The sequence below is a fragment of the Pseudomonas sp. GW821-FHT02H06 genome (assembly GCF_059421525.1).
This window is the reverse complement of sequence record NZ_JBWKVD010000012.1, coordinates 21598-45707: the sequence shown is the minus strand read 5'-3', so window position 1 is coordinate 45707 and position 24110 is coordinate 21598. Positions and strand designations below refer to the sequence as shown.

The window sequence follows — 24110 nt, the reverse complement described above, 5'->3', positions numbered from 1 at the left end:
AAACTGAGAAAAATGCGCATCGCCGGAAATTAAATCGTACGTTAGCGGTCGATAGCGGACTTGACGTCTACTGCTGGCGACGTGCTAGCCATAACGGTCAGCCGCAACAGACACGCTCATCGGGACGCTGTACAGCGCTTCCCCCTCAAGGACTGTGATGTGTAAATGGACCTATTAGCCAACGTGCCAAGCTGGGACGACATCGAGCGAAACCTCGACGAACAATTCAACGCCCTCAACCAAGGCGTCAGCAGCGGCTTGCAGAGCGCGAACGACGGTTGGGACGGTATGAGCCGCCGGCTCAGTAACGGCGTCAGCCAGGCTTACGGCTACATGGGCGGAGCCCGAATCGATCACGTCCGGCAGGCAATGGCCCTCTCCTACCCGATCATGCAGTCCGATCTCACCCGCAAATGGGCGTCGATCAACATCAAGGAAATTCTGCCGGTACTGATCAAGCTGGTGCAGCAAGTGGTGATGATCCTTGGGGGCAGCGTCGCAGTGGGTGGCGCTCTTGGCGGCGCTGCAGGCGCGTGGGCTTTTGGTATTGGTGCAGCACCCGGGGCCGTCGCTGGCGCGGGGATCGGCCTGCAAGTGGGCAACGTGATTCTCATGGCACTAGGTCTGTCGGCCATTGCGGAGTATTTCTACAAGGGCCTGCCTGCATGCTTGTCGACGTTGCAGGAAGGGCTCGCCACCGCATGGCACGCCGAAGATGGTTTGAAACCCGTAGGCCTCGACCCGAGTGGCGGTTCGGCTGCACAGGTCCAGGAGCGCACCGAACGCGCCGCTCGGCAGTTGGCCCGCGGGCAAGGGCAACTGGTGATGCTGCTGCTAACGGCCATCGTGACTTATCTGACACGCGGGCAGATGAAGGCCGGCGTGATGAACAGTCTGGAGAGCATCGCTACCCGCAGCGCCAAACTACAGGCCGATATTTCGAACAAGGAATTCGCGGCGTGGTTAGCGCGCAATGAGCAGAAGATTCTGGCTCAGCCGGAATTGCAGGCGAAAGATGTGACGCCATTGAAAAAGGCTGAGCCTGAACCACCGCTGCCCAACGAGAGCTCCAAATCTACCAAACCACCCAAAACACGCCCAAACTTCGAAGAAATCTATGCAAAAGCCGGTGCAGCTAAGGCCGAGATAGACGCCGTGGCTGATGAGATCGCTGCCAAGTACGGCGGCACGGTTGCAAAAGCACCGATCAAATCAAGGGCGCGAGCATTGGAAAAGATCGCCAATGACTACGGCGGTGACCCTACAAAGATCAAGGACCTGGCACGTAACACGATCATTGTGCCCGCAGACAAAATTGCGTCAGTTACTCAGGAGTTGGCGCAACGCGGTGCCAAGGTGAAAATCATCGATGGTGCTGCAGACCCACTTGGCTACAGTGGGGTCAATTCATCGTTCATGACCAAAGCCGGCATACCCGGTGAAATTCAAGTGAACTCTCCCCAAATGATTTTTGCTAAAGAGCCTGAGGCGTTGGCCAGAAACCTGTTGGGGAGCGACACCTATGACGCCGTGGCCTCCAAGGCCGGTGTGCCGGGCGGTCTTGGACATGCTTACTATGAGGATTGGCGAACAATGAGTCCAACTTCCAGCGGTGCCGAGGCTATTGCCACGAAAAGCAAGGCTTACTACGACACAGTGAGGGGATTGTAATGGGCATCAACAAGGGGGAGCGCTTTGCAAAGGAAGATGTTTACGTAGATTACCCATTCGAGGACGTCACTTACCGATGGGATCACGCTTCACAGCAGGTATTTGTGCGGTTCTATGGAGAGCAGGAAAGCCGCGAGCCCGTTCCCCACGAGAACCGTCTTTTCAATGACGCTCTTCGGTATGGTGAGGAGATGACTAAAGCTGAGTACGATCGAGGTAAGTAAGTCAACGGCACGCGGAATGGTTCACAGTAATCGCCGTTATGAGCCACGAGTCATCCTGTGCTTGATTCACAATACAGACCTCCATGCAGAAAGATTTACACCTGAATCACCAATCGTGTAAACGACAACAAGGAACGTTATTTTGAGCCGCTTAATCCGATGCTTGATTGCCTCAGCGATAGCCTTCTGCTGCATAACACCGACCTACGCTCAGGACAGTGAGCAAGCACTTGAAGCCGTGATTGCCGAGCAACAGAAACAGCTTCCCATCATGCTCGACCCTATGACCCGCATCGACAATATCAGCTATGCCGATCACACCGTGCTCTACAAGATCACGCTTTCTGTTTATGCAAATCGCCCAGGTGAACGGGTGTACTACGAGAGTTACCTGACTCAGCAGATCCAGAAGGCGCTGTGCAGCCAGACTGCCTATTTGCTTATGCTAGAGCTGGGAAACAAGATCACTTACAGCTACTCCAGCAGCCAGGCCGAGCCTATTACTGAAATCACCTTCGGACCAGGGACTTGCCGGGAAACGTAGCCTGTAATCCCCGGTAGTTGAGTTGAGCTCGCGTAATCGGCTCAGGGCCTCTGGGATGACAAAGAGCATTTCGATAAGCGCGACGATGATCCGCATGTCCGCGTTACTACGCGCCGGGAATAAATACGAATGGGCTGAGCGTCTCGATCAGTATCGAGCAGATCTACCCCACGGCTACGACTTCGCCCTCTCACAGCTAATCGGATTGTATGGAGGAATGGGGTCCCTGACTGACATCGTTTTGTACTATGACGACCAGCCCTTGATCGACGAGAACAATGAGTTTGCCGAATTACGCACCCGGTTATATGAGCTCTGCATGCAACACTAGCGATCCCTATACCCCATCGCTGTCGCATCCGCCGCCGAGCAGCAAGGTTGGGGGCAGCTCAAAAAAGCAGTACGGGCACAGGGAGCGTTGACAGTAATCACGCCGGGTATGCCATGAATCCAGCTACACCGCTCCACTCTCTAGAAAAAGCACCACCTACCCTGCCCCGCGCCTAAGGCCGCGCACCCATTCAAAGACAAGGACGCAAACACTCATGCAACCAAACAACTCCCACACTTCTTCCGACACCGGTGAGCCGATCGCAACGTTCCGCCAGGGCAAGGCCTTTTTGATTTTCGGCCTGGTGTTGGCCGTTGTGTTTTTGGGCCTCGCCGCGTTCGTGTTCTATCTGAGCACAATTGTGCCGATGGGCGATAACGGCCCGGTCACGCTTCACACGTCCCGCGGCATGACCCTCAATTTCTCAGGCAAACACGTAGTGTTTAGTTTCACCATAGGCTTGTTGGCCCTTATCGGTCTATGCCTATTGGGTACCACCGCTTGGCACAAGAAGCTGCGCAGTACCGACTACGAAGTTTTTGAAAACGGCATCGTGCGCATTACTAAAGACCAGCGCGACTACACGGCGTTTGCCGAGATAGAGGACCTGTACCTGTTCAGCTCCGGGCAAACTGTATTGACCGGCCTGATCACAAACCTGGCCTATCGTCGTAATGCCTCAGAGCCCTTTCATCGAGTGGTTGATACATTGAAAGGCTTCCAGGCATTTCAGGAACTGGTCCGTGACTTACACGTCCGCGCACGCCTGCCGGCTGTGGCCGAAGCGCTGGAGGCGGGCCAGTCGGTCACCTTCAACTGCATCAGTTCAAAGCAGGTCTGGGGCAAGCGAGTAACCGGCAACTTCCTTAAAGTGACCACGGCGCCAATTCTTCTGAGCCGGGACTTTTTCGAGTACCAGGGCAACAAAGTGCCGGTGTCGTCACTGCGCACGGTAGACCTGAGCGCCTGGACCGAAAACGTGGTGATCAAGGACGAGAACGGCAAGCCCGTATTGTCAACCATCGCCACCGGCATCCTGAGCCATGACCTGTTCCTCAACACGCTCGATGTCGTGTTGGCAGTTGAAGAGCAGGCACGCAGACCAGCCGCTAATGTTTTTGAGATGAACGTCCGATGATGATCTACCGAGGCGCAGGCTGGCTGACGTTGTTCACACCATTAGCGACGTTGCTGTTAATGATGTGGTTATGGCCGGATTCCAGCGTTAAGCCCGGAAATACATCGCTCATGCAACTCTTGATGGGCTTAGGTATTGGTTCAGCCATCAACGTTGTGCTGGGCTTTGTGTTGAATCGCGAGCTTCATCCCGATGGCGTTCGCCACCACTTCTTTTTCATACCGATGCAGTGGCCGGCGCTGTTGATCATGCTGGCCTGCGCAGTGATCGCCTTATTGAAATAAGCTCACCGGCCGCTCGGCAAGGGCGGTCGGGTTTCGACTTGTTCAAGGCTTACACGGTAAGTGGTGTAAGTGTCCCCGTCTTTCAGGTAAAGGTCGCTGCGGTAATCCGATATGGCTCCTCTCAGCTTGATATGCAGGCCGTTGGGGACACGTTGGATTTCCACGTCTTTCAAGTCAGTGTCCGAGACCAGGAAGGGCGGGGTCTTGCCCAAATACACCTTCATGGTTTCGTCAGTCGATTCACGATGATCCATGTAGAACTTTAGCCACTTGGGATCTGAACGGTCCCTCGCCTCCTCCACGATATAAAGCCACTCCCCTGGTATGAAGTTTTGCTTCAGGACTATTTGAGGAGGAAGCTCAGGTTTGTGGATGTAGCCATAGATAAGCGCCCCTCCGAGGCAGACCAGGAAGAAAATCGCGAAGTACTTTTTAAGCCTGAGCTTGAGAGCTTGCCATTCGGTTTTATTCATAGACTTCAACATTTGGCGTCAATGGTTGTCTTGATAAGCGCCCAGCGTGGCGCAGTGACGACATTTGAACAGGTAGGCGGTAGGGCCATGATCCTTATCCAGAGCATTTAAAAACGCTTGCCACTGCGGCCCCTCCTCCAATCCCGTTGAGTCCTGAACGGCGGCGATGGCTGCCGGGCCCATTTCAATCAACTCTTTGTGGCCGGCCTTACCGATGAATTCGGCCGCGTCGTCGCAGTGAGTGAACCAGCATTCTTGCTGCCACCCGCTGAAACCAGGCGTGCGCTGACAGACTTCGGCGATCTGCGCCTCGCTCAGCGTGTCATCGCCATCCAGGCCAACGCTCTCGTCATCGACAAACGTCGCGCCCAGGCGCTGGTGCGCACTCCCGTCGGCAATGCACCAAGGGCAGATGCAGTTTTCGTATTCCTCAATGGCGTATACCGGCCCTGCGTATATGTAGCCGCGGGCCTGATTGCAACTCACGCACGTGACGGAAGAAGGTTGCACCGAACCGGTACCGACGGGATCGGGATGGTAGAGAAAGCGGGGCAGTGTCATAAACGCATCCTTGGTCATTGGTCGATCGCATTCTTGCACGCTACTTGAATCGAGTAAAAAAATGGCGGATTGCTCATCCAGGTGAACATAAATCGGCACATCTCCATGGCGATCAGCGAACACGCGCTTGGCTTGGAAACACAGCTGCGTGCGGAGCAAATTCACCATAGCTAATATCTAGCTTCAAGCTGAGGAGCTCATCCTACCCGGCCGGCGCGCATCACCGGTATGCTAGCGGGAGTGTGGTCACGTGCCCCGGGTAGGCCTTGGGCCCTGGAAACGAAAGGATTAATCATGCCGGATGCCACCCCCACTATGAACCGCAGGGAAACCGCCAAAAAAAACAGGTGGCCATCCGTGCAATTGACTGCGCAAGGACGTGAACCCAATGACAGATAACCTGGACAATGTGTTGCTGATCGCGCTAGCGGACGGCGCACTCGACAAATTTATCGTCGGCGAGCCTTTCTATTTTCAAGAAGCCAAGGTAGACACCCAAGAACCACAAAACGTGCAGGCTGCCTTCGACTTGTTAGTGCTCGACTATTGGATAAAAACCAAGAATCAAACCTTTGCGGTCAAATTTGCAACAGCAATGTTAAAGGCTCTGGACACCTACCCAGACAAAAATCGAGCGATTTATGCTGTATCTTACTGGATCCAGTATTACCAATATTGCCTCATCCAAAAGAAGTCAAATCCAAACGGCAAGTATGGTGACCTTTTTGAAATGGATACAGCTGGCATCGCAAGAGCGCTCAAGCATGAACTTGAGGCCAACAAAGCTGAATTGATTAACGACACGCGGTGGGCAGGCGAGTCGTGGAACAGTAAGCAAGGTCTCTGGGAGCCATTGATGCGCATGGCGTTAGGCGTTCGGGACAAGTTTGAAGGTCCCGACTTCGTGCCTGATAATCTCTAGCGGGACGTTCGTCTATTGGCATTTGCGCCGATTCGAAGCGTGTTTCCATGAATCCGCATCACCCTCAGATCACAGCCTGCGGACTGCGGCCCGAACGCCACGAAGGTGCGGTTACCCAACCATCAGCAGAGCCGTGGCGGCTCGCTTCAACACCACTTGAGCAGCGAGGGCTAGAGGATGACTGAAATCCCGTTTAGACCGGCAACTTGCCGCGGAGCGCTGATCAGCAGGGTCAGCTTTTGTAATGCGCAGGAAGGCAGTTTTGAAGAGGGCCGCGATGAATAAAAACAAACTCCAGGCATCGGCGCGTGAGCTGCAGCGCACGCTAGATAAATACGCAGTCGTTGACCCTGCCGCAGCGTTACTATCGGGTTCGCTTCAGGACCTTATCGAGCGGGCCGAGCGATGCAGCATTCTTCAGGCGGTGGAAATCGGAGATATCCCAGGCTACAGGCTGCTCTCGGAGACCCATCTCCAAGGCTACAGTGATTTGTCCGAAGCATACGCTGCGTTCTACATTGAGCTTACCGGCGGCGAATCCGACGCTCTCAAAGCCTTCAAAGCGAGACGCGGCAAGTAACACGTTCGAGCTCACTATCTACAAAAGATTTGCACGCACAGCTGCATGCGAAGGAACTCACCATGAGTAACAACAAGCTTCACGCTGCAGCACTCAACCTGGAAACCCATCTCAAGGCGTATGCCGATCTCGATGCTGAGGCAGCGGAGCTATACGCTGAACTGAAGCCTCTGCTAAAGCTCGTCATGGAAGGGGCGATTACGACGCCTTGGGAGTGGGGCCAGATTCCGGGGCGATACCGCTTTAGCGAACGAGGCCTCCAGGCGTATGAAGCGCTTGAGCAGGCGTTTGCAACTTTTTGCACTGAGCTCACAGGGGGAGAAACGCCTGCCCTGAAATGGATGCGTGAATTCAGGTCTCAAAACCACTAGGCGCTGATGGCGTTCGGTTGGCTTGAGCAACGCCCGCTCTCCTCAACCGGCGCCCATCACCGGTATGCTGCTAGCAGTTTTGGTCACGTGGGCCGGGGAGCTTCTGAATCTTGAAAACGGAAGAAAAGTCATGCAGGACGCCACCAAGATGAACCGCAGAGAAACTGCCAAACAAAAAATAGAAGCGGCCCTTCGTGCAATTGACTGCGCACTGACTGACCGGCGGCAGGCGATTTTTGAGATCACCACCGAGGATCAACTCATTCGCTTCGAAGCAGTACTACTGAAGGCTTTACACCTGATTTCGCGAGGCGAGATTCCGGAACTGATCAGCCATCGTAAGCTCGGGATGGCTAGAGTCATTACGGATCAGTGGCCTTACAACCTGTCACTGGGTCTTATCATAATCGAAGCCGAACACGCCTTCGAAGCGACCTAACTGATGTAGTCTCCCTCCAATTAAGCAGCCCGTGCAGACCACGCCGTAAATCACCCTCGTTCACGCGCCACACGCTCACGATGGAGAACTGAATGAACAAGGAACCTGCCAACGTACTTGAGCTTGCATTGCATCACGATGAATTCGACAGATTCCTCGCAGGCGAGCCCTTTTATTTTCTCGAGACCAAAGACGACAACGCCGACCCTCAGAATGTTGTCGTCGCTTTCGATCGGCTGTTCATGCCGCAATTTAACGCCCGTAACGCTTCATTCTCAGCGAGTTTTGTTCAGGCTTTGCTGAAACTGCTCAACCATTATCCAGATCAAAATCGGGCGATCTATATGGCTCAAAGCTGGATCTGGTGCTACTGCTACTGCCTCGCGAGTAAAGAAGCGCAGCCAGACGGGCCATATGCAGCGCTGCCCAAGATTGATTTGAGTGCCGTCTCAGATATCCTCAAACGACGCTTGGTCGAACGCAGGGCTGAGTTGACCGCCGACCAACGTTGGGCAGGCGCTGCCTGGAACAGCGAGGCAGGCTTGTGGGATCCCTTGGTGCGCACAGCACACCACGTCCGGGACAAGCTTAACTGCCCTGACTCCGTTCCTGATGGAGCATAATCATTTGAAGGATTGGCACTGGGTCATCGGGTCAGGAGCGGTAACATGAGAGCAATCAGCAAAAGAATGTCTGAGGTATTCGGTGCTCATTGCGCAAGCCCAACCTCTCGCCAGATTGACGAACCTCTGCAGGAGGGATGTGTCATTGAGATTGAGGATCTATTGGTGGATCTCTCCTCCGATCTAGGCGGAGCAGTAGTCTTCACCCGAGGTGCCCAGTTCGTGAGCCAGACCGGGACCTACGACCTGGACATCATCTATGGCCTATCACCCGACGGATACAACATCTTCCAGAGGAACAACATGTATTCCGGCCGAATCCCCGACAAGACCTACACCTTCGGCGAATCGCCCGCGGGCGACCAGTTTTGCATTGCTAAAGCAACTGGGGCCGTTCATTACTGGGCACATGACGCGGCGGGTGTCGACCGAGGATATGTCTTGATTTCTTCCAGTCTGGAAGACTTCCTGAACCGGTTAACGCCAAACGAGACAAGCGATAGCGAAGCGTTGGAAAAGAGTAAAAAGATCGTCAGCATCGATTTGTCCTTCTGAGATATCACTCTTTAGGGCGGTTCGCCCAGGTGGCATGGTGAGCGTGAACGAACTGATTTTTCGCGGACCGGGAAAGTGAAATCGGTGATCTGTCCATCGCGATACCTGCCGCGCTTCTGCACAACGTGATCGAGGACACCTGCCGGCATCAATAAGAGGTATCCGCGGATCGAATTTTAAAGACTGATCTATCGCAGAGGATCTTATGAAATTTACAGATATTTACTTCAATCGCGAAAAGCGCTTCTCACTAGGAATAGAAGAATTTTCAGGAAAGTTCTATGCTTCATTTCCGGCGAGAAATGACATGATTGAGTATGAAGAATATTACGAAATTGATCGCGCGCAGCTTGATCTATTCCAAGTGATCTGAATGCCGCACTGACGTTCGTTACCAAATGCCGCAATAGACAGCTGGACGAGTTGCTCATACAGAAGCCCGGAACTAGACGAGGGGAAGCTATATAACTCGCCGAATCAATTCACGAATATGGCAGCGTCTTGAGGACCGGAAACGCTTAGCAGCAAGGCTACTCTCTCCCAAGTCATTTACGATGCCAACGACAAAGGTGGTCGAGGCGCATGTGTAAATCATCCCTAAAGGTGACATAGCCATGGCCACTCGTGAACTTGGCCCGACATCAGGTACACATTTAGTGATCTACCCTACCGCGGCGGCGCCGCAGGTTCAGGGTCAAGGTCTTCATGAGGATTCACTAGATCCAGAGGGCACTACAGAGCCAGACGGCCTACTAGCTACGTCAAGTGGGAAACAAAATCAACTATAGTTACTCCAGCATTCTTGTAGAGCCGATTGCCGGAATCCCGTTTGTACCGGGTACCTGCCGAAAGTACTGGGAAATACGGGCTACCATACCCCGAATGGCCTAGGCGTCCGTCGAGGCGCACCTAGAGCCAACCCAGGTGAAAAATCTACTGATCCACCACCTACCGCGCGCTTCGCGGATGCCGTCGATTTCCATAAACGTGTAGCGCCCTGATGTGGTTTTTTCTTTTATCCTCAACGTGCGCAGCGCTCTAACTGAATGACGCAGGTGGTAAAGAATCACTAAAGCGCAGGTCGTCAGGACGACCGCACCAACAACTCCCGCTGCGGGTACCCCAAAGATTTTGACGAAGATACTCGCGACTAATGTGGAGGCACCAGCCAACAACGCAGCCGGATACCTTGCTGACTTACTCTGACTAATTCTCGGCACTACCTTTACCTTGTTTCCACTGTATTCAAACGGATGAAACGACGGTTTTGTGCGCGCAATTATAAAATAAGTAAAAAATACTAAAGCCACGGGTAACAATCCTGCAATGAATGCCTCGGCACTTGCCGGGCCCCACACGTCGGCAGCGGAAGCGTAAGCGGCACTGCCTGCTAGTATGATCAAGAAGCTCAGCACACTGGCTAGGACTGACCACAAATAAAATGTAAACCTCTCACAAAAATAGATCAGGTAGAGAAACCAGCTAAGTTTCAAGAGAAAAACCAGAATATAGGCTGGCCAGAAGAGCGGAACCGCAGAGAGCCCGATAGCCATGGAAAAGACAAGTGCGATAAACGAGACCCAAGCACCGTGCTTGAGATAATCGGAGTCCAAAATCATCAGCCAGTATCCCTTTCAACGCTTCAACGCATTCTTTATCGGTTTGCCTCAACCCATGGATCAATAAATATTCCAACCCAACCCATACCCTCAAGCACAGACTTTGATTGGCTAGAGATCCTGCGTCTGTCGACAGCGCGCAACTCGGCGGTTTCGGATTGGCAGAGCCTGGACGCGATCAGCTGTACGTTCTGCGGCGCGAGAAACGATGCGAGGTGCATGATCATGTAAATCTCCTTTACCCCTTGGGTGAATACGCGAAGAGACAATTCAGCGTGCGCAGAATTACCTTTAATCATGCACCTGGTCACTGGTGCCGGGAACTAATCCACTTGAACAATCTACTGATCCACCAACGGCTGCGGGCTTTACGGATCTCGTCGATTCGCTTGAATGTGAATGGAGCAGGCATGGACTTCTCCCGAGAACGGAGGGTGCGCAGGCCGCTAATCGCATCACGTTCATAAAGCATGAGGGCAACGCAGCAAAAAAAGACGCCCAACACAGCGACGGCGCTAGACGTCAGTGATGACACAGAGTTGATCAAAAGAGCTGATACCACAGTACCAACACCTGCAATGAGGCCGGGACTGTAATGACTGCTTCGCATAGCGACACGTGAAACCTTGTTCCCATCGGTTTGAAAAGGAAAACTCTTACGAGGAGAAAAATAGACAAATGCGTAGATCAATCCCATCAACGCCACGAGCCCTATATTTGCAACGGCAGCCTGGGATCTCGAAGCGTGCAAATCTACGACAAGCGCGACATGGGCTAGACCCGCCGCAGCGACGCCAAATGAGAATACAAATGACGAAAACATGCCGAGCGTGAAAGATGTGAAACTTTCACACCAGTAAATCATATAGAGAATATATAAAAAGAATAAGGCCACGAAACCGAAATATAGCCAAGTGCATTCAGGAAAGTTAGCAGGCCCAAACGCACCTGCGCCCACGACAAACAGAAAGGTCAATAGGGGACCTCGTTTGATTGTACGCGGGTCTGGATCATACATCGTATTCATTGAACCAGATAACTCCAATCTGCACATTAGTGATGAATTCCCGGTCGCACTATCAACGCTTGTAGCGAGCGATAGCTTTTCGAGCAAAAAAATTGCAATCGGCGGCAACTGTCCCCGTAGTTGAATTCCAAGCCTTGCAACCGGCTGCGAAAAGTATTCAGGAAGTCGGACCTCTCATATCTTCGCAGCGCATAAATTACGAAGGAGGTCACAGTCTCAGAATCGTTACAGGCGTCACCGCGAGAAAGGAGACACTTTTGAGCATCTCCCTGTCAACCCGGTGAGTCGATTTTGCGCAGCGTTGAGTATCGTGCTTGGGAGTTCCAGCAGTCCGCCTCGTTGCAGGAAGACTGCGCAGCCAAACGGTCTCTGGATTGTCGAAATGTGTTAGACGCGCACGCATCGGCGAATGGGCACTGGCTTCTGCCCTGCAACTGCCTTCCGGTTCCATCCCGCCTGGCTATCGGATGACGTCAACCCACACCGCGCCGTTTCCGTCGCTATAACCGTTCACAAATCAGCGATGCGAGATACCCACCAAACCAAGTCGAGACGAATCATCGAGCAATCAGTCATCCTGCGACACCCTCCAAGCCGCGATCGACGTGAACCATCTGCTCAAATACCAGCGCCTCCGCGCTTCGCGAATTTGGTCAATTTGCATGAACGTGTAGGGCGTAGGCATTGATTGTTCTTGAAGGCGGAGCGCGCGTAGCCCCCTGATGATGTGCCGAGCGTGAAACAACGCGGCGATGCAAAACGCCTGCAGTCCAACCATAGCGACCATTGCAGCAGTTAAATGGCCGAGTGAATTTATAGTAATACTTGCCGCCAAGGTTGTAGCCCCGGCAACTAACACGGGATTATACGAGGCAACTGATCGCTGTCTATTCTCATACCTCGGCTGAACTTTTAGCCCGTCATATTCGAACGGATGAAAGGATGATCTACCTCTGGCCAGTGCATAGTAGGTCAGCAGCGTGATACCAACCGGGGCGCACCCTAGCAATAACGGCAGAAGACCCTCTTTGCCCCAGATGCTTCCTGCTGCGAGATACGCGACCGAGCAGACTGGTGAACAAAACGCGCCTAAAAACGCCACGACCAGCGAGATCATATAAACGGTAAATCTCTCACAAAAATAAACCAGGTAGAGAGTCCACAGAATCGCCAGCAGCGCCACCACGAGGTACAGATGCCAGAAAAATTCAAGATTTGATGGACCTAGGGCCATCATGGATAAAAGGAATGTTAGCAATGTCCAACTGACCTTCTTGAGATTATGCGCATCAATCATTACCGTTCCCTAGCCCATAAGCACATACATTCATCGTCGATCACTGACGGTTGACCAGACAAAAACTCGACCTCATTCGCACCGCCTTGCTCAACGACAACCAACCTGTGTAAAGCTTTGCGCAGCGAGCTTTATCAGATATTGCATAATGAGGCAGCGCTAAAGCTGCTTTAGCCAGCAAACTGGAGCCCTACGAACGATGACATTCAGCGACACTTACGTAAACCGAGAAGAAAGGTTCTGTCTTGGCATCGAAGAAACCTCAGGCCAGTTCTTTGTGGCTTTCCCTGTTTTCAACGGCTTGATCGAGTACGAAGAATATTACGCAATAGACCAACAGATGTCCGAACGCTTCCACCACGATCTCGCCTCAGCGCTTGAATTCGTCAACCGTTGCCGTCGGCGAGAGATGGACGAGTTGCTGATGCAAAAGCCAGGCTCGAAACGAGGCTTCGCTTGCTAGCAATGCGGCGAATCCAAAGTTCACCGCCTAAAGCATTGGCGACCAGATTGCCCGCGGCTTGAAAATCCAGCTCCCCGACGGCCAGCCCCTGGAAAGCCTTCACCGCCCATCTCCCCAATCTCAGGAGTGAATTGATTGACGTCCACCGACCTGCAGCACCTCTACAACAAAGCCTGGCTGTTCGCCTCCCACGCCCACGTCGGGCAGATGATGAAGGGATCGAATCTGCCGTACACCACCCATGTTGCGATGGTCGCCAACGAGTTGATTTTCGCGGACCGCGAAAGTGACATCGGTGATCTGGCCATCGCCATGCCCGCCGCGCTGCTGCACGACGTGATCGAGGACACCGCGATCTCGGAGGAGGCATTGGCTGAAGTGTTCGGCGCCGTTGCCGCATCGACTGTCGCCTGCCTGAGCAAGAACCTGATCGTGCCGTTCTCGGACGAGCGCTATTTCCAGGCAATCGCCGCGCATTCCCGGGAAGCGGCGGCCATTAAATTGTGCGACCGAATCACCAATCTCCAATCCGCGCCATCGACGTGGTCGCTGGAAAAGCGCGCCTCCTATCACGAGGAATCTGCGCAGATCCTGGCAGCGCTTGGGCATACCAATGACTATTTGAAGCGCCGACTCACCGATGCTATGGCGCGCTACAAATCCTTGTACGTCGATGAGCAGCGGGACATCTGAAAACCTCTTCGTGAGCACGGTGAAGCGCCACTCCGGTCACTCCCACAAGTTTTCCGAAACTGGCCAACATATCGGGTCAGCCCACCATGCCGTGGGAGCGAGCTTGCTCGCGAATGGTATTCCAGCCGACGGATATCTGCTGAGTGCACCGGCCTCTTCGTGAGCAAGCTCACTCCCACAGAATCTGCAGTGTGTCCCGGATCTGTGGCCCACATGAGACCAGTCGGGCCTTGCTCGCGAAGCGGTCTAGCCCAAAGGGTCCAGTCAGCCCTTCACTCAGCGCCCGGCTTGAGCTATGGGCTAGACGCAATCACGCTCACATACTCATCAAACAACCGCACCTGACCGCTCACCCTGCGCCATCCCCGATACGATTCCGCATCCCTCCTGTAGCGGGCAAAGGCTTCCGATTCCGGTCCGTCCGCGAACAGTGAAGCGATGGCTGCGCTCTGGAAGTACCAGTAAATTCCATCACATTGTTCGGTGGCTTTAGCGCTGGAAAGGTCGATCGCCCTGGACCGCCATTGCGCTGCAAGCTCACGTCCCTCTTCCCGAGGGGCGTCTGACAGCGCTCGCCAGCCAATCTTCTCGGCGTCGTCCACATAGGCGTGATACCTGGCGAGTAATGCCTTGTCTCTTTCCCAGACCGAAGGACAAACGGGCGGCGGCGTCGCGAACGCACCAGGTGCCTGACAAACCGGCAACCCGCTGAGAAGTTGCTGCACCCGCGACAACGGCTCCTCCTGCCCCTGCTCCTTGCCGTCGGCAGAAGCTGACTCTGACTTCGACCCTGGCACAACCTCCTCCACCCGCCCCTCGCGCCCCAGAACCGCCCTCAACCAACCTCGCATTTGCATAGCCACGCTCCTTGATAAATACCGTCCCCAAAAACGACGCTCGACCCAAGCCAACGACTCAAGCCGAACCTGCGCAAACTACATCACCCCTCCCCCGAAAAAATCCAATTTCCGCGAAAAAATGCCGAGACTGGCCACCCCCTCCGCCCCACTCGTTTCCCCTCATTTTCCTTAGTTGCCCGCTTAGTTCAGATCAGTAGGTGAACCGGTTCACCTTTCCGCGCTTTTCTTTACACCACCCGAAAGGATCCAATAAAACCCTGCAACCCTTGATCCACAAGGGCTAGAGCCATTTCGACCACCCCATAACGCCCCCTAGTAGCCTTGAGACATCATTGCGAGCTGTATCAAATGTGAGAAAAACTTCGCGTCTGTAGGAACTTTCCCACACAATTAACTGCCTGAGCTGACACTGCTGGCTACTAGCTATCGGTGTTCGGCCACGTTTCATGTGCCTAACCTTCGCATCGAGTTTTCGGGATGACGTTCATCCGAATCAGCTTTTCGAGAAGGTGTGCCAGCCGGGCGACGCGATCTCTTCACTATGTTTCGCCGCATTCGCCGCATTGTTGAGAAGGGTTCAGGGACGATGTACCAATGACTCAAACGTTTGACGTAGAAGCACTCATAAAGCTGCGCAGCCAGACCCGGGCGATTTCCGACGTGCTTAAAGCACAGGCGTCCGATTACCTGGCCACGCTGGCGCTGCTGATTCGTCCGCAGAATCTGTTCGGTGAATACCTCCAGGGTGCCCAGCGCAGCAGTGGCCGGGAGACCCAGCACCACTTCAAAGCACTCAAAGAGCTGTACGACAGAATTGGTTCGGCGTCTCCGTTCCAGTTGGTCAACGAGATGGAAGTGCCGCTGAACCTGATCAGCACCACCCCCGAGCTGTTCCCGCTGGAATACGACAGGGTCCTGGCCGACAGCGGTCAGACCGTCCGCATCACCAGCCCGACGCGCTGGGTGATCGGTTTCAATTCATTTGATCTGGCGCGCTTTCGCAGCGTCATCAAAGACCCCAACCGCAGCAGCGCCGAGTTGTACCGCTTCGTCGTGCACTACCTGGTGCTGTTTTACTGCGTGAGCAAATCACCGGGCCTGGGTCGTCTGTTCGACGGTCTGCGGTTTCCGGTGAGTTTTGAGCGACTGAAGGATTTTGGCGACCTGCCGTTCTGCGTGATCAGCTCCCCGGTGCGCTCGACGCTGCCGGACGACTCGGTCATTCGCAGCAGCACGCAGATTGCCGGCAACGCCAGTTTTGAAGAACTGGTGGGCCAGGACAGCATCATGGAAATGAAAGATGAGATTCGTCAGCGCTTGCTGATGACGATCGAAGGACTGTAACGCGCTCGGCTCAACGTCGAGCCGACACGCAAATGACTTGCAGCGAGTTGCTCGCACAGGAGAACACGATGGCGAAGAAGGAAAGTACCCAGCACAAACTCGACCGCGTTCGCGCCCCTCGGGTCCACATCACCTACGACGTCGACATCGGCGATGCTCAGGAAAAGAAAGAGCTGCCCTTTGTCGTCGGCGTGCTGGGCGATTTTTCCGGCAACCCCCTTGAGCCGCTGCCCAAGCTCAAGGATCGCAAATTCATCTTCATCGACCGCGACAACTTCAATGGCGTGCTCAAAGGCATCAAGCCGCGCCTGGCCTATCGCGTCGACAACACCCTGGCCAAGAACGGCACGCAGCTGGGCGTCGAGCTCAACTTCAACGCCCTCGAAGACTTCGAACCGCAGAACGTGGTCAAGCAAGTCGAGCCGCTGCGCAAGCTGCTGGAAGTGCGCAACAAGCTCGCCGACCTGCGCAACAAGATGGGCGGTAACGACAAGCTCGAAGAGCTGTTGATGGACGTGTTGCAGAACACCGAGAAGCTGAAAACGCTGGGCAAGGAATTCGGTCGTGAAGCCGCCGTTCCCGCCACCGACGCCAAAGAGTAAGCAGGAGCACGACCATGAACGACAAACAAACCGTGGCCCAGCAGGACACTGATCTGGTTGAAGTGGAAAACTTCGCCCCGCAGTCTTCGCTGCTCGACAGCATCATTTCCGAAAGCCGTGTTGCCCGCTCCGAAACCGAACGCACCCGCACCCGTGATCTGATCGGTGAGCTGGTAGGTCAGGTGCTCGAAGGCGAGATGACGCCGAGCAAAGACCTGATCGCCGTGCTCGATGCGCGCATCGCCGAGATCGATTCGATGCTCTCCGAGCAGATGAACGAGATCATGCACGCCCGTGAATTCCAGCAACTGGAAGCGTCCTGGCGTGGCCTGAAGTACCAGGTCGACCAGACAGAGACCAGCACCACGCTGAAGATTCACTTGCTCAACGCCTCGAAGAAAGACCTGGTCCGTGACCTGAAGGCCTCGTCCGAATTCGACCAGAGCGCGCTGTTCAAGAAGATCTACGAAGAAGAGTACGGCACCTTTGGTGGCGCTCCGTTCGGCATGCTGCTGGGTGATTACGAGTTCAACCGTAACCCGGAAGACATGTACCTGCTCGAAGAGATCTCCCACGTCGCCGCCGCGGCCCACGCGCCATTCATTTCGGCGGCGTCGCCTGAGCTGTTTGGCTGGGACTCGTTCACCGACATGTCCGGCCCGCGTGACCTGGCGAAGATCTTCGACACCGTCGAATACGCCAAGTGGAAGTCCTTCCGTAATTCCGAAGACTCCCGTTACGTCGGCCTGACCCTGCCCCACGTCTTGGGTCGCCTGCCGTATGGCCCGGATACCACGCCGGTGGAAGAATTCAACTTCGTCGAAAGCGTCGATGGCCGCGACCACAACAAATACCTGTGGATGAACGCTGCCTACGCCCTCGGCACCCGCGTCACCGACGCGTTCTCCCGCTACGGCTGGTGCGTGGCGATTCGTGGCGTGGAAGGCGGCGGTCTGGTGGAAGGTCTGCCGACCCACACGTTCAAGACCGATGACGGTGAAATTGCCCTCAAGTGCCCGACCGAAATCGCGATTACCGACCGCCGCGAGAAAGAGCTTTCCGACCTCGGTTTCATTCCGCTGGTGCACTGCAAGGGCACCGACTACGCGGCGTTCTTCGGCACCCAGTCGACGCAGAAGCAAAAGCAGTACAACACCGACATCGCCAACGCCAACGCCCGTCTCTCGGCGCAGTTGCAGTACATCTTCGCCACCTCGCGCATCGCTCACTACATGAAGGCGATCATGCGCGACAAGGTCGGTAGCTTCGCTTCGCGCAAAGACGTCGAGATGTTCCTCAACAAGTGGCTGTCCAGCTACGTGCTGCTCGACGACACCGCCAGTCAGGAAGCCAAGGCCAAGTTCCCGCTGCGTGAAGCCCGTGCCGAAGTCTTCGAAGTGCCGGGCAAGCCTGGCGTGTACAAGGCCGTGACGTACCTGCGTCCGCACTACCAACTGGATGAACTGACGGCGTCGCTGCGACTGGTCGCCGAACTGCCGCAATCCACACGCGGTTAACCGAATCGGGTCTGCCAGGGAGGCAACATGAGTAGCCAACACAAGCTGTTGCCGTCACTGCTGGACCGGTTGCTGGACGACCGTCCGCACCAGTCCGTTGAAGCCTCGGCGCAACGCTTGTGTTCGCTGGCCGATTACAAGGCCAGCATCGTGCGGGACCTGGAAATCCTGGTGAACACCCGTCAGTCCCTGGTGGCTGGCGAGCTCGCCGGTTTCCCGCAACTGCCCGGGACGATCCTCGACTACGGCATGCCCGATTTCACCAGCAAAAGCGTGCTCGACCCGCAGGACCGCTACCTGATTCAGCAGCAGCTGGAGAAAGCGATTTCCGACGGCGACCGGCGCTTTCGCAGCGTCAAGGTACAACTGCTCGCACAACAAACCGGCCAACGCATGCTGACCTTTCGCGTTGACGCCGTACTGCGCCTGCAAGACATCTCCCGTCAGGTTTCCTTTGACGCGGTGTTGCAGGTCAATACCCAGGAATACACAGTACAGAACCTCAACTGATGCTCGACGACCTGCTCCCCTATTACGAAAAGGAACTGTCGCACCTGCGCTTTCTGGGCCAGGAGTTCGCGAGCCAGTACCCGAAAATCGCCTCGCGGTTGCTCATCGAGGGCGATAACTGCGAGGACCCTCATACCGAGCGGTTGATCGAGGCGTTTTCGTTTCTCGCGGCACGGGTGCACAAGAAGCTCGATGACGAGTTTCCGGAAATCGTCGAGTCGTTCCTTGAGGTGCTGTACCCGCACTACCTGCGCCCTACCCCGTCGATGTCCATCGTCGAGTTCACCCTGGGCAAGAATGAGAAAGTCACCGACGCCTATCGTGTCGCCCGTCACACCGAGATTCATGCCACGCCCATCGACAGCGTGGTGTGCAAGTTCCGCACCTGCTACCCGGTCGACCTGTGGCCGATCAGCGTGCAGCAGGCCTCGTTCGTGGAGATGGAACGCTCGGCTTTCAACGGCCATAGCGCGGACCTGGTGGCGCGTTTGCGCATCGGCCTGACGGCGACCTCCGACGTGCTGTTCGGTCAGATGGAGCTGGACTCGTTGCGCTTCTTCCTCGACGGCGAAAGCACGCTGATGCTGCAGCTGTACGAATTGCTCTTCAACAACCTGGCCAAAGCCACGCTGGCCTTTGAAGACGAAGGCCGCATGCGCGAAGTGGCCCTGCCGGCCGACGCGCTGAAAGCGGTTGGTTACGGTCTGGATGAAGGGCTGGTGGATTATTCGGAGCGCTCGTTCCTCGGCTACCGGCTGCTGCACGAATACTTCACCTTCCCGGACAAGTTCATGTTCTTCGACCTGTCCGGTTTCCGCCGCATTCTGGCGGGCAAGAAGCTGGGCAAGGTCGAGATCAATTTCTACTTTTCCGACTACGACCTGCACGACCGCCTGGCCCGTCTGACCCAGAACATCGGCCGCGCCAACTTCAAGCTCAACTGCACGCCGATCATCAACCTGTTCCGCCAGCAGGCCGAGCCGATCACCCTGACCCATGCTCAGCATGAATACGCCATCATCCCGGACGTGCGCATGCAAAACACGGCCGAGGTGGTGTCCATTGACCGCGTGCGCCGGGTCAAGAAAGTCGGCGGCCTGGAGCAGGTCAGCAGCTGTCATCCGTTCTTCGAGCCGCGCGCCGATCAGGGGCCGGGCAATAGCTTCTGGATCGCCCGCCGACGCCCCTCCCAGAGCCGGCAACGGGACGGCACCGACATGTTCATTCGTGTGGTTGACCGGGATCTGGAGCTGATCAACTCGGCCAGCGATACCTTGAGCATCCGCCTGACCTGCAGCAACCGGGACCTGCCTTCGCTGCTGCCCTTCGGCGGCGCGCGCGGGGACTTCAGCGTCCCGGCAGGCTCGGTCATCGACGACATCCGCTGCCTGCGCAAGCCCACCGCGTCGGTGCGCGTGCCACTGGGCAACGGCGTGATCTGGCGCCTGGTTTCGCACCTGTCGCTGAACCACATGTCGCTGGTCAGCAAAGGCCGCGACGTGCTGCTGGAATTGCTGTCGCTCTACAACTACCGCAACACTTCGGCGATCCGTAAGCAGATCAACGGCATTGTCTCGGTGAGCAGCGAGCCGGTGGTCGCGCGGATCGGCCACCCGCGTCCGAACTTCGTGCGCGGCGTGGGCATCACCCTCAAGTTCGATGAAAGCCAGTACACCGGCAGCGGCGTGTTTCTGTTCGGCATGGTCCTCGACCATTTCTTCGGCCAGTACTGCTCGATCAACAGCTTTACCCAATTAACCCTGCGCACCTTGCAGCGCGAAAAGAGAGTGGTCCAATGGCCCCCGCGAACCGGCGATCAACCCCTGGTCTGATCGACCAGGCACGGGCTGAGCCGCACCGATTCGAATTCTTTCAGTTGGTGCGTTTGCTCCGCCTGCATTACAGCAGGAACGGGCAAATGGACCTGCAGACGCGGCCCCATGAAGACCCGTTGCGCTTTCGTTCGCAGCTGTCGCTGAATTTCCCGGCGAGCGAAGTCAGCGATCTGAAATTCGAGCGCGAGGGCAAGGTGTCGGCGGCCGGGCTGCCGCTGACCGAAGTGCAGGTGACGTTCATGGGGCTGGTCGGGCCGTCCGGCGTATTGCCACGCCCGTACACCGAGCTGTTGCTGGAACGCCACATTCAGTACCGCGATGACGCTGCCCACGCGTTTCTCGACGTGTTCTCGCACCGCATGACCACGCTGTTCTACGAGGCCTGGCAGAAGTACAAGTTTTACATCGAGTACGAGCGCAACGGCACGTCGAACTTCGATCGCTACCTGCTGCATCTGGTGGGCCTTGGGCCGCAGGCGCAGAAGCAGAAATTCGGCCCTGAAGGCTCACCGCTGCGTCGGGAGCTGTTCAGCTATTTCTCGGGGATGTTCGCGCAGAAGCCGCGCAACGCGCTGAACCTGCAAGTGATGCTGAGCTTTTACTTCTCACTGCCGTTCAAGGTCCGGCAGTTCGCCGGGCGCTGGCTGAAGCTCGACGTCAGCCAGTGCACCCAGCTGGGCCGCAAGAATGCCGCCCTCGGGCAAAGCGCCGTGGTCGGCAACCGGGTCTGGGATTACCAGTCCACCGTGCGCATCGACATCGGCCCGTTGACGCTGGCCGACTATCAGCGTTTTCAGCCCGGCACCGAGGACTACCAGAAGCTGGTGGAGCTGGTGCGTTTTTACGTTGGCGCGCACCTGGATTTCCAGATCGCGCCGACCCTCAAGCGCGAGGCGGTGCCGCTGGCGAAAATCGGCCGGCAGGGCAACGTCGCGCTGGGCTGGCTGGGCTGGTTGAAACGTCCGGGCGCCGATGTCGAGCCGGCCCGTTGTGCTCTTTTCCATATTCCTTTTGATGGGGTATCACTGTGAACCTGAAGTCGCTGTTCGCCAAACTGAACGAAACCAGTCGCACAGCCACAGAAGGCGCTGCCGCCCTGTGCTTGTCAGAAAATCATTACGACGTTGAAGTCGAGCACTTGCTGCTGCAGCTGCTGGAAAACAACGACAACGATCTGCCGGCGATCCTTCGTCACTACGACGTGGTCCCCGAGCGCCTGCAGGCGCAGTTGGTCACCGCCCTCGGCACCTTCAAGAAAGGCAACACGCGCACGCCGGCCCTGTCGCCGCACATCACTCGGATGATCGAGCAGGCCTGGGTTTTGGCCTCCATCGAATTCGGCCAGAGCCAGATCCGCACCGGCTACCTGATTCAAGCGTTGCTGGACGATGACGAGCTGCACCGCGTGGTCGTCGCCTCGGCGCCAGAGCTGGACAAAATCAACGCCGACGACCTGCGGGTCAACCTCGCGGCGCTGGTGGAAGGCAGCCCGGAATCGGGGCTGGCCAGTCCGCTGGAAAGCCCGAAAGCCGCCAATGGCCGCACTGTTCAAGGCAACGGCAAAACGCCGGGGCTGGATCAATACACCATCAACCTGACCCAGAGCGCCCGCGACGGTCGCATCGATCCGGTGCTGGGCCGCGAGTTCGAAGTGCGGCAGATGGTCGACATTCTGACCCGTCGCCGGCAGAACAACCCGATCCTCACCGGTGAAGCCGGCGTGGGTAAAACCGCCGTCGTCGAAGGCCTGGCGTTGCGCATCGTTCAGGGCGACGTGCCGTCGGTGCTCAAGGATGTGGCGATTCACACCCTCGATCTGGGCCTGCTGCAAGCCGGCGCCGGGGTCAAAGGCGAGTTCGAAAACCGCCTGAAGTCGGTCATCGAAGAAACCAAACGCAGCCTGCACCCGATCATTCTGTTTATCGACGAAGCCCACACCCTGATCGGCTCCGGTGGTCAGGCCGGGCAGAACGATGCCGCCAACCTGCTGAAACCGGCACTGGCCCGTGGCGAGCTGCGCACCATCGCCGCGACTACCTGGGCGGAGTACAAAAAGTACTTCGAGAAAGACGCCGCCCTCGCCCGCCGTTTCCAGGTGGTCAAGGTGGAGGAGCCGGACGAAGACAAAGCCATTTACATGCTCCGTGGCCTGCTCGGCAAAATGCAGGAGCACCACAAAGTCACGGTCATGGACGAAGCGCTGGTGCAGGCCGTGCGCCTGTCCAACCGCTACATCACCGGGCGTCAGTTGCCGGACAAAGCCGTCAGCGTGCTCGACACCGCCTGCGCCCGCGTAGCCCTGGCGCAGTCGGCGCAGCCCGGCCCGCTGGAAGACTGCAAGCGCCAGATCGACAACGTCCAGGCCGAGATCGCCGTGCTGCAGCAAGAAGCCGCCAAAGGCAGCGACCACTCCCGCCGTCTGGCCGCGCTGAACGAAGAATTGCAGAGCGTCCAGAACACCCGCGAGACCCTGGAGCAGCAATGGCAGCGCGAGCTGGATCTGGTCAAGAAACTCGCTGAACTGGGCAGCGTCGAGACACCCGATGTCAGCGAGATTTCCGCCGTGCGCGCCGAGCTGTCAGCCGTTCAGGGCGAGCAGCCGCTGGTCCACGCACTGGTCGACGGCGGCACCATCGGCGAGGTGATTTCCGGCTGGACCGGCATCCCGCTGGGCAAGATGCTGCGCAACGAAATCGACACCGTGCAGCGCCTGCCGGCACTGCTGGGCGAGCGCGTACTCGGGCAAGATCACGCCCTGGCGGAGATCGGCAAACGCATCAAGATCTCCCGGGCGCGCATGGAAGACCCTAACAAGCCCATCGGCGTGTTCCTGCTGCTGGGACCGAGCGGCGTCGGCAAGACCGAAACCGCTCTGGCGCTGGCCGACACCCTGTACGGCGGCGAGCGTAACGTCATCACCATCAACATGTCCGAGTACCAGGAAGCCCACACCGTTTCCAGTCTCAAGGGTTCACCTCCCGGCTACGTCGGTTACGGCGAAGGCGGCGTGCTGACCGAAGCAGTGCGGCGCAAACCCTACAGCGTGGTGCTGCTGGACGAAGTGGAGAAAGCCCACCCGGACGTGCTTGAGCTGTTCTTTCAGGTGTTCGACAAGGGCGTACTGGATGACGGCGAAGGTCGCGAGATCAACTTCCGCAACACGGTGATCATCCTTACCTCCAACACCGGCACCGATCGAATCATGCAGCGCTGCCTGAACACCACCGAGCAGCCGACGCCGGACGAGATCGTCGAAGACCTGCGCGACGAGCTGAACCAGGTGTTCAAGCCCGCCTTTCTGGGGCGCCTGACCATCGTGCCGTACTACCCGGTTCAGGACGAGATTCTGGAGCGCATCGTTGCGCTGAAGCTGGAGCGCATTCGCAAACGCTTCGAGCGCAACCATCAGGCGGTGCTCGGCTACGACGAGGCGCTGGTCAAGGCCATCGCCGCGCGCTGCACCGAGGTCGACAGCGGCGCACGCAACATCGACAACATTCTGTCCAAGACCCTCATGCCGGAACTGTCCCAGCACGTGCTGGAACGCATGGCCCAGGACAAACCGATTCAGAGCCTGAACATCGAACTGAGCAGCGACGGCGATTTCGCCTACAGCCTCACGTGATC

The 24110-nt window shown here is 56.5% G+C and carries 28 protein-coding genes; 22 read left to right on the top strand and 6 right to left on the bottom strand.

Features of this window, described 5'->3' with window-relative positions; all coding sequences use genetic code 11:
* The first annotated feature begins 165 nt into the window (after positions 1 to 165).
* The 6 genes from AC07VF_RS18955 to AC07VF_RS18930 all read left to right on the top strand — a co-directional run bounded on the left by AC07VF_RS18955 (position 166) and on the right by AC07VF_RS18930 (position 4192).
* Positions 166 to 1671 carry a DUF6861 domain-containing protein gene (locus AC07VF_RS18955; protein ID WP_495007987.1) on the top strand — a complete coding sequence of 502 codons (1506 nt, stop codon included), beginning with the start codon at positions 166 to 168 and terminating at the stop codon, positions 1669 to 1671.
* A complete protein-coding gene (locus tag AC07VF_RS18950; RefSeq protein WP_192173546.1) occupies positions 1671 to 1895 on the top strand; it encodes a hypothetical protein in 225 nt (74 codons plus the stop codon). Before AC07VF_RS18955 ends, AC07VF_RS18950 begins: the two co-directional genes overlap by 1 nt.
* 142 nt (positions 1896 to 2037) lie before the next feature.
* Entirely contained in the window at positions 2038 to 2439 is a 402-nt protein-coding gene (locus AC07VF_RS18945) for a DUF8479 domain-containing protein (protein WP_197983970.1), read from the top strand.
* A gap of 55 nt (positions 2440 to 2494) precedes the next feature.
* A complete protein-coding gene (locus AC07VF_RS18940; protein ID WP_495007986.1) occupies positions 2495 to 2770 on the top strand; it encodes a DUF6966 domain-containing protein in 276 nt (91 codons plus the stop codon).
* Positions 2771 to 2984: 214 nt separating this feature from the next.
* Positions 2985 to 3908, top strand: a complete 924-nt coding sequence (locus AC07VF_RS18935; protein WP_495007985.1) for a hypothetical protein — start codon at positions 2985 to 2987, stop codon at positions 3906 to 3908.
* The gene (locus AC07VF_RS18930; RefSeq protein WP_495007984.1) at positions 3905 to 4192 is read left to right on the top strand and encodes a hypothetical protein; all 288 of its coding nucleotides are present in this window, start codon (positions 3905 to 3907) and stop codon (positions 4190 to 4192) included. The genes AC07VF_RS18935 and AC07VF_RS18930 overlap by 4 nt, the downstream gene beginning before the upstream one ends.
* Positions 4193 to 4194: 2 nt before the next feature.
* On the opposite strand, the gene AC07VF_RS18925 is transcribed toward AC07VF_RS18930, so the two are convergent.
* Together AC07VF_RS18925 and AC07VF_RS18920 are read right to left on the bottom strand one after the other, a co-directional pair.
* The gene (locus tag AC07VF_RS18925; protein WP_495007983.1) at positions 4195 to 4665 is read right to left on the bottom strand and encodes a hypothetical protein; all 471 of its coding nucleotides are present in this window, start codon (positions 4663 to 4665) and stop codon (positions 4195 to 4197) included.
* Between the two features lie 18 nt (positions 4666 to 4683).
* Entirely contained in the window at positions 4684 to 5394 is a 711-nt protein-coding gene (locus tag AC07VF_RS18920) for a CbrC family protein (protein WP_495007982.1), read from the bottom strand.
* A gap of 220 nt (positions 5395 to 5614) precedes the next feature.
* Here AC07VF_RS18920 and AC07VF_RS18915 point away from each other — a divergent pair, with 220 nt between their 5' ends.
* The 7 genes from AC07VF_RS18915 to AC07VF_RS18885 all read left to right on the top strand — a co-directional run bounded on the left by AC07VF_RS18915 (position 5615) and on the right by AC07VF_RS18885 (position 9089).
* Entirely contained in the window at positions 5615 to 6148 is a 534-nt protein-coding gene (locus AC07VF_RS18915) for a hypothetical protein (RefSeq protein ID WP_495007981.1), read from the top strand.
* A 277-nt stretch (positions 6149 to 6425) separates the two neighbouring features.
* Complete coding sequence (locus AC07VF_RS18910; protein WP_065989087.1) at positions 6426 to 6728, top strand: hypothetical protein; 303 nt, start codon at positions 6426 to 6428, stop codon at positions 6726 to 6728.
* Between the two features lie 62 nt (positions 6729 to 6790).
* On the top strand, positions 6791 to 7099 hold the full coding sequence (locus AC07VF_RS18905) for a hypothetical protein (protein WP_065988957.1): 309 nt from the start codon (positions 6791 to 6793) through the stop codon (positions 7097 to 7099).
* 22 nt (positions 7100 to 7121) lie between these two features.
* Positions 7122 to 7538, top strand: a complete 417-nt coding sequence (locus AC07VF_RS18900) for a hypothetical protein (RefSeq protein WP_495007980.1) — start codon at positions 7122 to 7124, stop codon at positions 7536 to 7538.
* Positions 7539 to 7630: 92 nt separating this feature from the next.
* Complete coding sequence (locus tag AC07VF_RS18895) at positions 7631 to 8161, top strand: hypothetical protein (RefSeq protein ID WP_495007979.1); 531 nt, start codon at positions 7631 to 7633, stop codon at positions 8159 to 8161.
* Between the two features lie 45 nt (positions 8162 to 8206).
* Positions 8207 to 8716, top strand: coding sequence for an SMI1/KNR4 family protein (locus tag AC07VF_RS18890; RefSeq protein ID WP_495007978.1), 510 nt, complete (start codon positions 8207 to 8209; stop codon positions 8714 to 8716).
* Positions 8717 to 8921: 205 nt separating this feature from the next.
* Positions 8922 to 9089 carry a hypothetical protein gene (locus tag AC07VF_RS18885; protein ID WP_495007977.1) on the top strand — a complete coding sequence of 56 codons (168 nt, stop codon included), beginning with the start codon at positions 8922 to 8924 and terminating at the stop codon, positions 9087 to 9089.
* Positions 9090 to 9603: 514 nt separating this feature from the next.
* Here AC07VF_RS18885 and AC07VF_RS18880 read toward each other — a convergent pair.
* The 3 genes from AC07VF_RS18880 to AC07VF_RS18870 form a co-directional block, all read right to left on the bottom strand.
* On the bottom strand, positions 9604 to 10335 hold the full coding sequence (locus AC07VF_RS18880; protein ID WP_495007976.1) for a hypothetical protein: 732 nt from the start codon (positions 10333 to 10335) through the stop codon (positions 9604 to 9606).
* A gap of 307 nt (positions 10336 to 10642) precedes the next feature.
* Entirely contained in the window at positions 10643 to 11311 is a 669-nt protein-coding gene (locus AC07VF_RS18875; protein WP_346629086.1) for a hypothetical protein, read from the bottom strand.
* Between the two features lie 619 nt (positions 11312 to 11930).
* A complete protein-coding gene (locus AC07VF_RS18870) occupies positions 11931 to 12659 on the bottom strand; it encodes a hypothetical protein (RefSeq protein WP_346629085.1) in 729 nt (242 codons plus the stop codon).
* Between the two features lie 199 nt (positions 12660 to 12858).
* Between AC07VF_RS18870 and AC07VF_RS18865 the strand changes: the two genes are divergently transcribed.
* Positions 12859 to 13122, top strand: coding sequence for a hypothetical protein (locus tag AC07VF_RS18865; RefSeq protein ID WP_192173536.1), 264 nt, complete (start codon positions 12859 to 12861; stop codon positions 13120 to 13122).
* 135 nt (positions 13123 to 13257) lie between these two features.
* Positions 13258 to 13815, top strand: coding sequence for an HD domain-containing protein (locus AC07VF_RS18860; protein ID WP_495007975.1), 558 nt, complete (start codon positions 13258 to 13260; stop codon positions 13813 to 13815).
* 293 nt (positions 13816 to 14108) lie between these two features.
* Here the strand turns inward: AC07VF_RS18860 and AC07VF_RS18855 are convergent, their stop codons facing one another.
* On the bottom strand, positions 14109 to 14672 hold the full coding sequence (locus tag AC07VF_RS18855; protein WP_495007974.1) for a hypothetical protein: 564 nt from the start codon (positions 14670 to 14672) through the stop codon (positions 14109 to 14111).
* A gap of 597 nt (positions 14673 to 15269) precedes the next feature.
* Here AC07VF_RS18855 and AC07VF_RS18850 point away from each other — a divergent pair.
* The 7 genes from AC07VF_RS18850 to tssH all read left to right on the top strand — a co-directional run bounded on the left by AC07VF_RS18850 (position 15270) and on the right by tssH (position 24108).
* On the top strand, positions 15270 to 16019 hold the full coding sequence (locus AC07VF_RS18850) for a hypothetical protein (protein WP_495007973.1): 750 nt from the start codon (positions 15270 to 15272) through the stop codon (positions 16017 to 16019).
* Between the two features lie 68 nt (positions 16020 to 16087).
* Positions 16088 to 16621, top strand: a complete 534-nt coding sequence (tssB, locus tag AC07VF_RS18845; RefSeq protein ID WP_062387737.1) for a type VI secretion system contractile sheath small subunit — start codon at positions 16088 to 16090, stop codon at positions 16619 to 16621.
* Positions 16622 to 16635: 14 nt separating this feature from the next.
* Positions 16636 to 18138 (top strand): type VI secretion system contractile sheath large subunit, encoded by a 1503-nt coding sequence (gene tssC / locus AC07VF_RS18840; protein WP_065988946.1) that lies wholly within the window; start codon positions 16636 to 16638, stop codon positions 18136 to 18138.
* A 27-nt stretch (positions 18139 to 18165) separates the two neighbouring features.
* A complete protein-coding gene (tssE, locus tag AC07VF_RS18835) occupies positions 18166 to 18648 on the top strand; it encodes a type VI secretion system baseplate subunit TssE (RefSeq protein WP_065988945.1) in 483 nt (160 codons plus the stop codon).
* Positions 18648 to 20480 (top strand): type VI secretion system baseplate subunit TssF, encoded by a 1833-nt coding sequence (gene tssF, locus AC07VF_RS18830; RefSeq protein WP_495007972.1) that lies wholly within the window; start codon positions 18648 to 18650, stop codon positions 20478 to 20480. The genes tssE and tssF overlap by 1 nt, the downstream gene beginning before the upstream one ends.
* The gene (gene tssG, locus AC07VF_RS18825) at positions 20444 to 21514 is read left to right on the top strand and encodes a type VI secretion system baseplate subunit TssG (RefSeq protein ID WP_346625830.1); all 1071 of its coding nucleotides are present in this window, start codon (positions 20444 to 20446) and stop codon (positions 21512 to 21514) included. The genes tssF and tssG overlap by 37 nt, the downstream gene beginning before the upstream one ends.
* Positions 21511 to 24108: a type VI secretion system ATPase TssH gene (gene tssH / locus AC07VF_RS18820; RefSeq protein WP_192173529.1), complete on the top strand. Its 2598-nt coding sequence runs from the start codon at positions 21511 to 21513 to the stop codon at positions 24106 to 24108. The genes tssG and tssH overlap by 4 nt, the downstream gene beginning before the upstream one ends.
* Positions 24109 to 24110 lie beyond the last annotated feature (2 nt).

What these genes read in the sequence shown, in the direction of transcription:
- AC07VF_RS18955 (WP_495007987.1), top strand. Translation starts at nt 166, where the DNA reads ATGGACCTATTAGCCAACGTGCCAAGCTGGGACGACATCGAGCGAAAC.
- AC07VF_RS18950 (WP_192173546.1), top strand. Translation starts at nt 1,671, where the DNA reads ATGGGCATCAACAAGGGGGAGCGCTTTGCAAAGGAAGATGTTTACGTA.
- AC07VF_RS18940 (WP_495007986.1), top strand. Translation starts at nt 2,495, where the DNA reads ATGACAAAGAGCATTTCGATAAGCGCGACGATGATCCGCATGTCCGCG.
- AC07VF_RS18935 (WP_495007985.1), top strand. Translation starts at nt 2,985, where the DNA reads ATGCAACCAAACAACTCCCACACTTCTTCCGACACCGGTGAGCCGATC.
- AC07VF_RS18930 (WP_495007984.1), top strand. Translation starts at nt 3,905, where the DNA reads ATGATGATCTACCGAGGCGCAGGCTGGCTGACGTTGTTCACACCATTA.
- AC07VF_RS18925 (WP_495007983.1), bottom strand. Translation starts at nt 4,665, where the DNA reads ATGAATAAAACCGAATGGCAAGCTCTCAAGCTCAGGCTTAAAAAGTAC.
- AC07VF_RS18920 (WP_495007982.1), bottom strand. Translation starts at nt 5,394, where the DNA reads ATGGTGAATTTGCTCCGCACGCAGCTGTGTTTCCAAGCCAAGCGCGTG.
- AC07VF_RS18915 (WP_495007981.1), top strand. Translation starts at nt 5,615, where the DNA reads ATGACAGATAACCTGGACAATGTGTTGCTGATCGCGCTAGCGGACGGC.
- AC07VF_RS18910 (WP_065989087.1), top strand. Translation starts at nt 6,426, where the DNA reads ATGAATAAAAACAAACTCCAGGCATCGGCGCGTGAGCTGCAGCGCACG.
- AC07VF_RS18905 (WP_065988957.1), top strand. Translation starts at nt 6,791, where the DNA reads ATGAGTAACAACAAGCTTCACGCTGCAGCACTCAACCTGGAAACCCAT.
- AC07VF_RS18895 (WP_495007979.1), top strand. Translation starts at nt 7,631, where the DNA reads ATGAACAAGGAACCTGCCAACGTACTTGAGCTTGCATTGCATCACGAT.
- AC07VF_RS18890 (WP_495007978.1), top strand. Translation starts at nt 8,207, where the DNA reads ATGAGAGCAATCAGCAAAAGAATGTCTGAGGTATTCGGTGCTCATTGC.
- AC07VF_RS18885 (WP_495007977.1), top strand. Translation starts at nt 8,922, where the DNA reads ATGAAATTTACAGATATTTACTTCAATCGCGAAAAGCGCTTCTCACTA.
- AC07VF_RS18880 (WP_495007976.1), bottom strand. Translation starts at nt 10,335, where the DNA reads ATGATTTTGGACTCCGATTATCTCAAGCACGGTGCTTGGGTCTCGTTT.
- AC07VF_RS18870 (WP_346629085.1), bottom strand. Translation starts at nt 12,659, where the DNA reads ATGATTGATGCGCATAATCTCAAGAAGGTCAGTTGGACATTGCTAACA.
- AC07VF_RS18865 (WP_192173536.1), top strand. Translation starts at nt 12,859, where the DNA reads ATGACATTCAGCGACACTTACGTAAACCGAGAAGAAAGGTTCTGTCTT.
- AC07VF_RS18855 (WP_495007974.1), bottom strand. Translation starts at nt 14,672, where the DNA reads ATGCAAATGCGAGGTTGGTTGAGGGCGGTTCTGGGGCGCGAGGGGCGG.
- AC07VF_RS18850 (WP_495007973.1), top strand. Translation starts at nt 15,270, where the DNA reads ATGACTCAAACGTTTGACGTAGAAGCACTCATAAAGCTGCGCAGCCAG.
- tssB (WP_062387737.1), top strand. Translation starts at nt 16,088, where the DNA reads ATGGCGAAGAAGGAAAGTACCCAGCACAAACTCGACCGCGTTCGCGCC.
- tssC (WP_065988946.1), top strand. Translation starts at nt 16,636, where the DNA reads ATGAACGACAAACAAACCGTGGCCCAGCAGGACACTGATCTGGTTGAA.
- tssE (WP_065988945.1), top strand. Translation starts at nt 18,166, where the DNA reads ATGAGTAGCCAACACAAGCTGTTGCCGTCACTGCTGGACCGGTTGCTG.
- tssF (WP_495007972.1), top strand. Translation starts at nt 18,648, where the DNA reads ATGCTCGACGACCTGCTCCCCTATTACGAAAAGGAACTGTCGCACCTG.
- tssG (WP_346625830.1), top strand. Translation starts at nt 20,444, where the DNA reads ATGGCCCCCGCGAACCGGCGATCAACCCCTGGTCTGATCGACCAGGCA.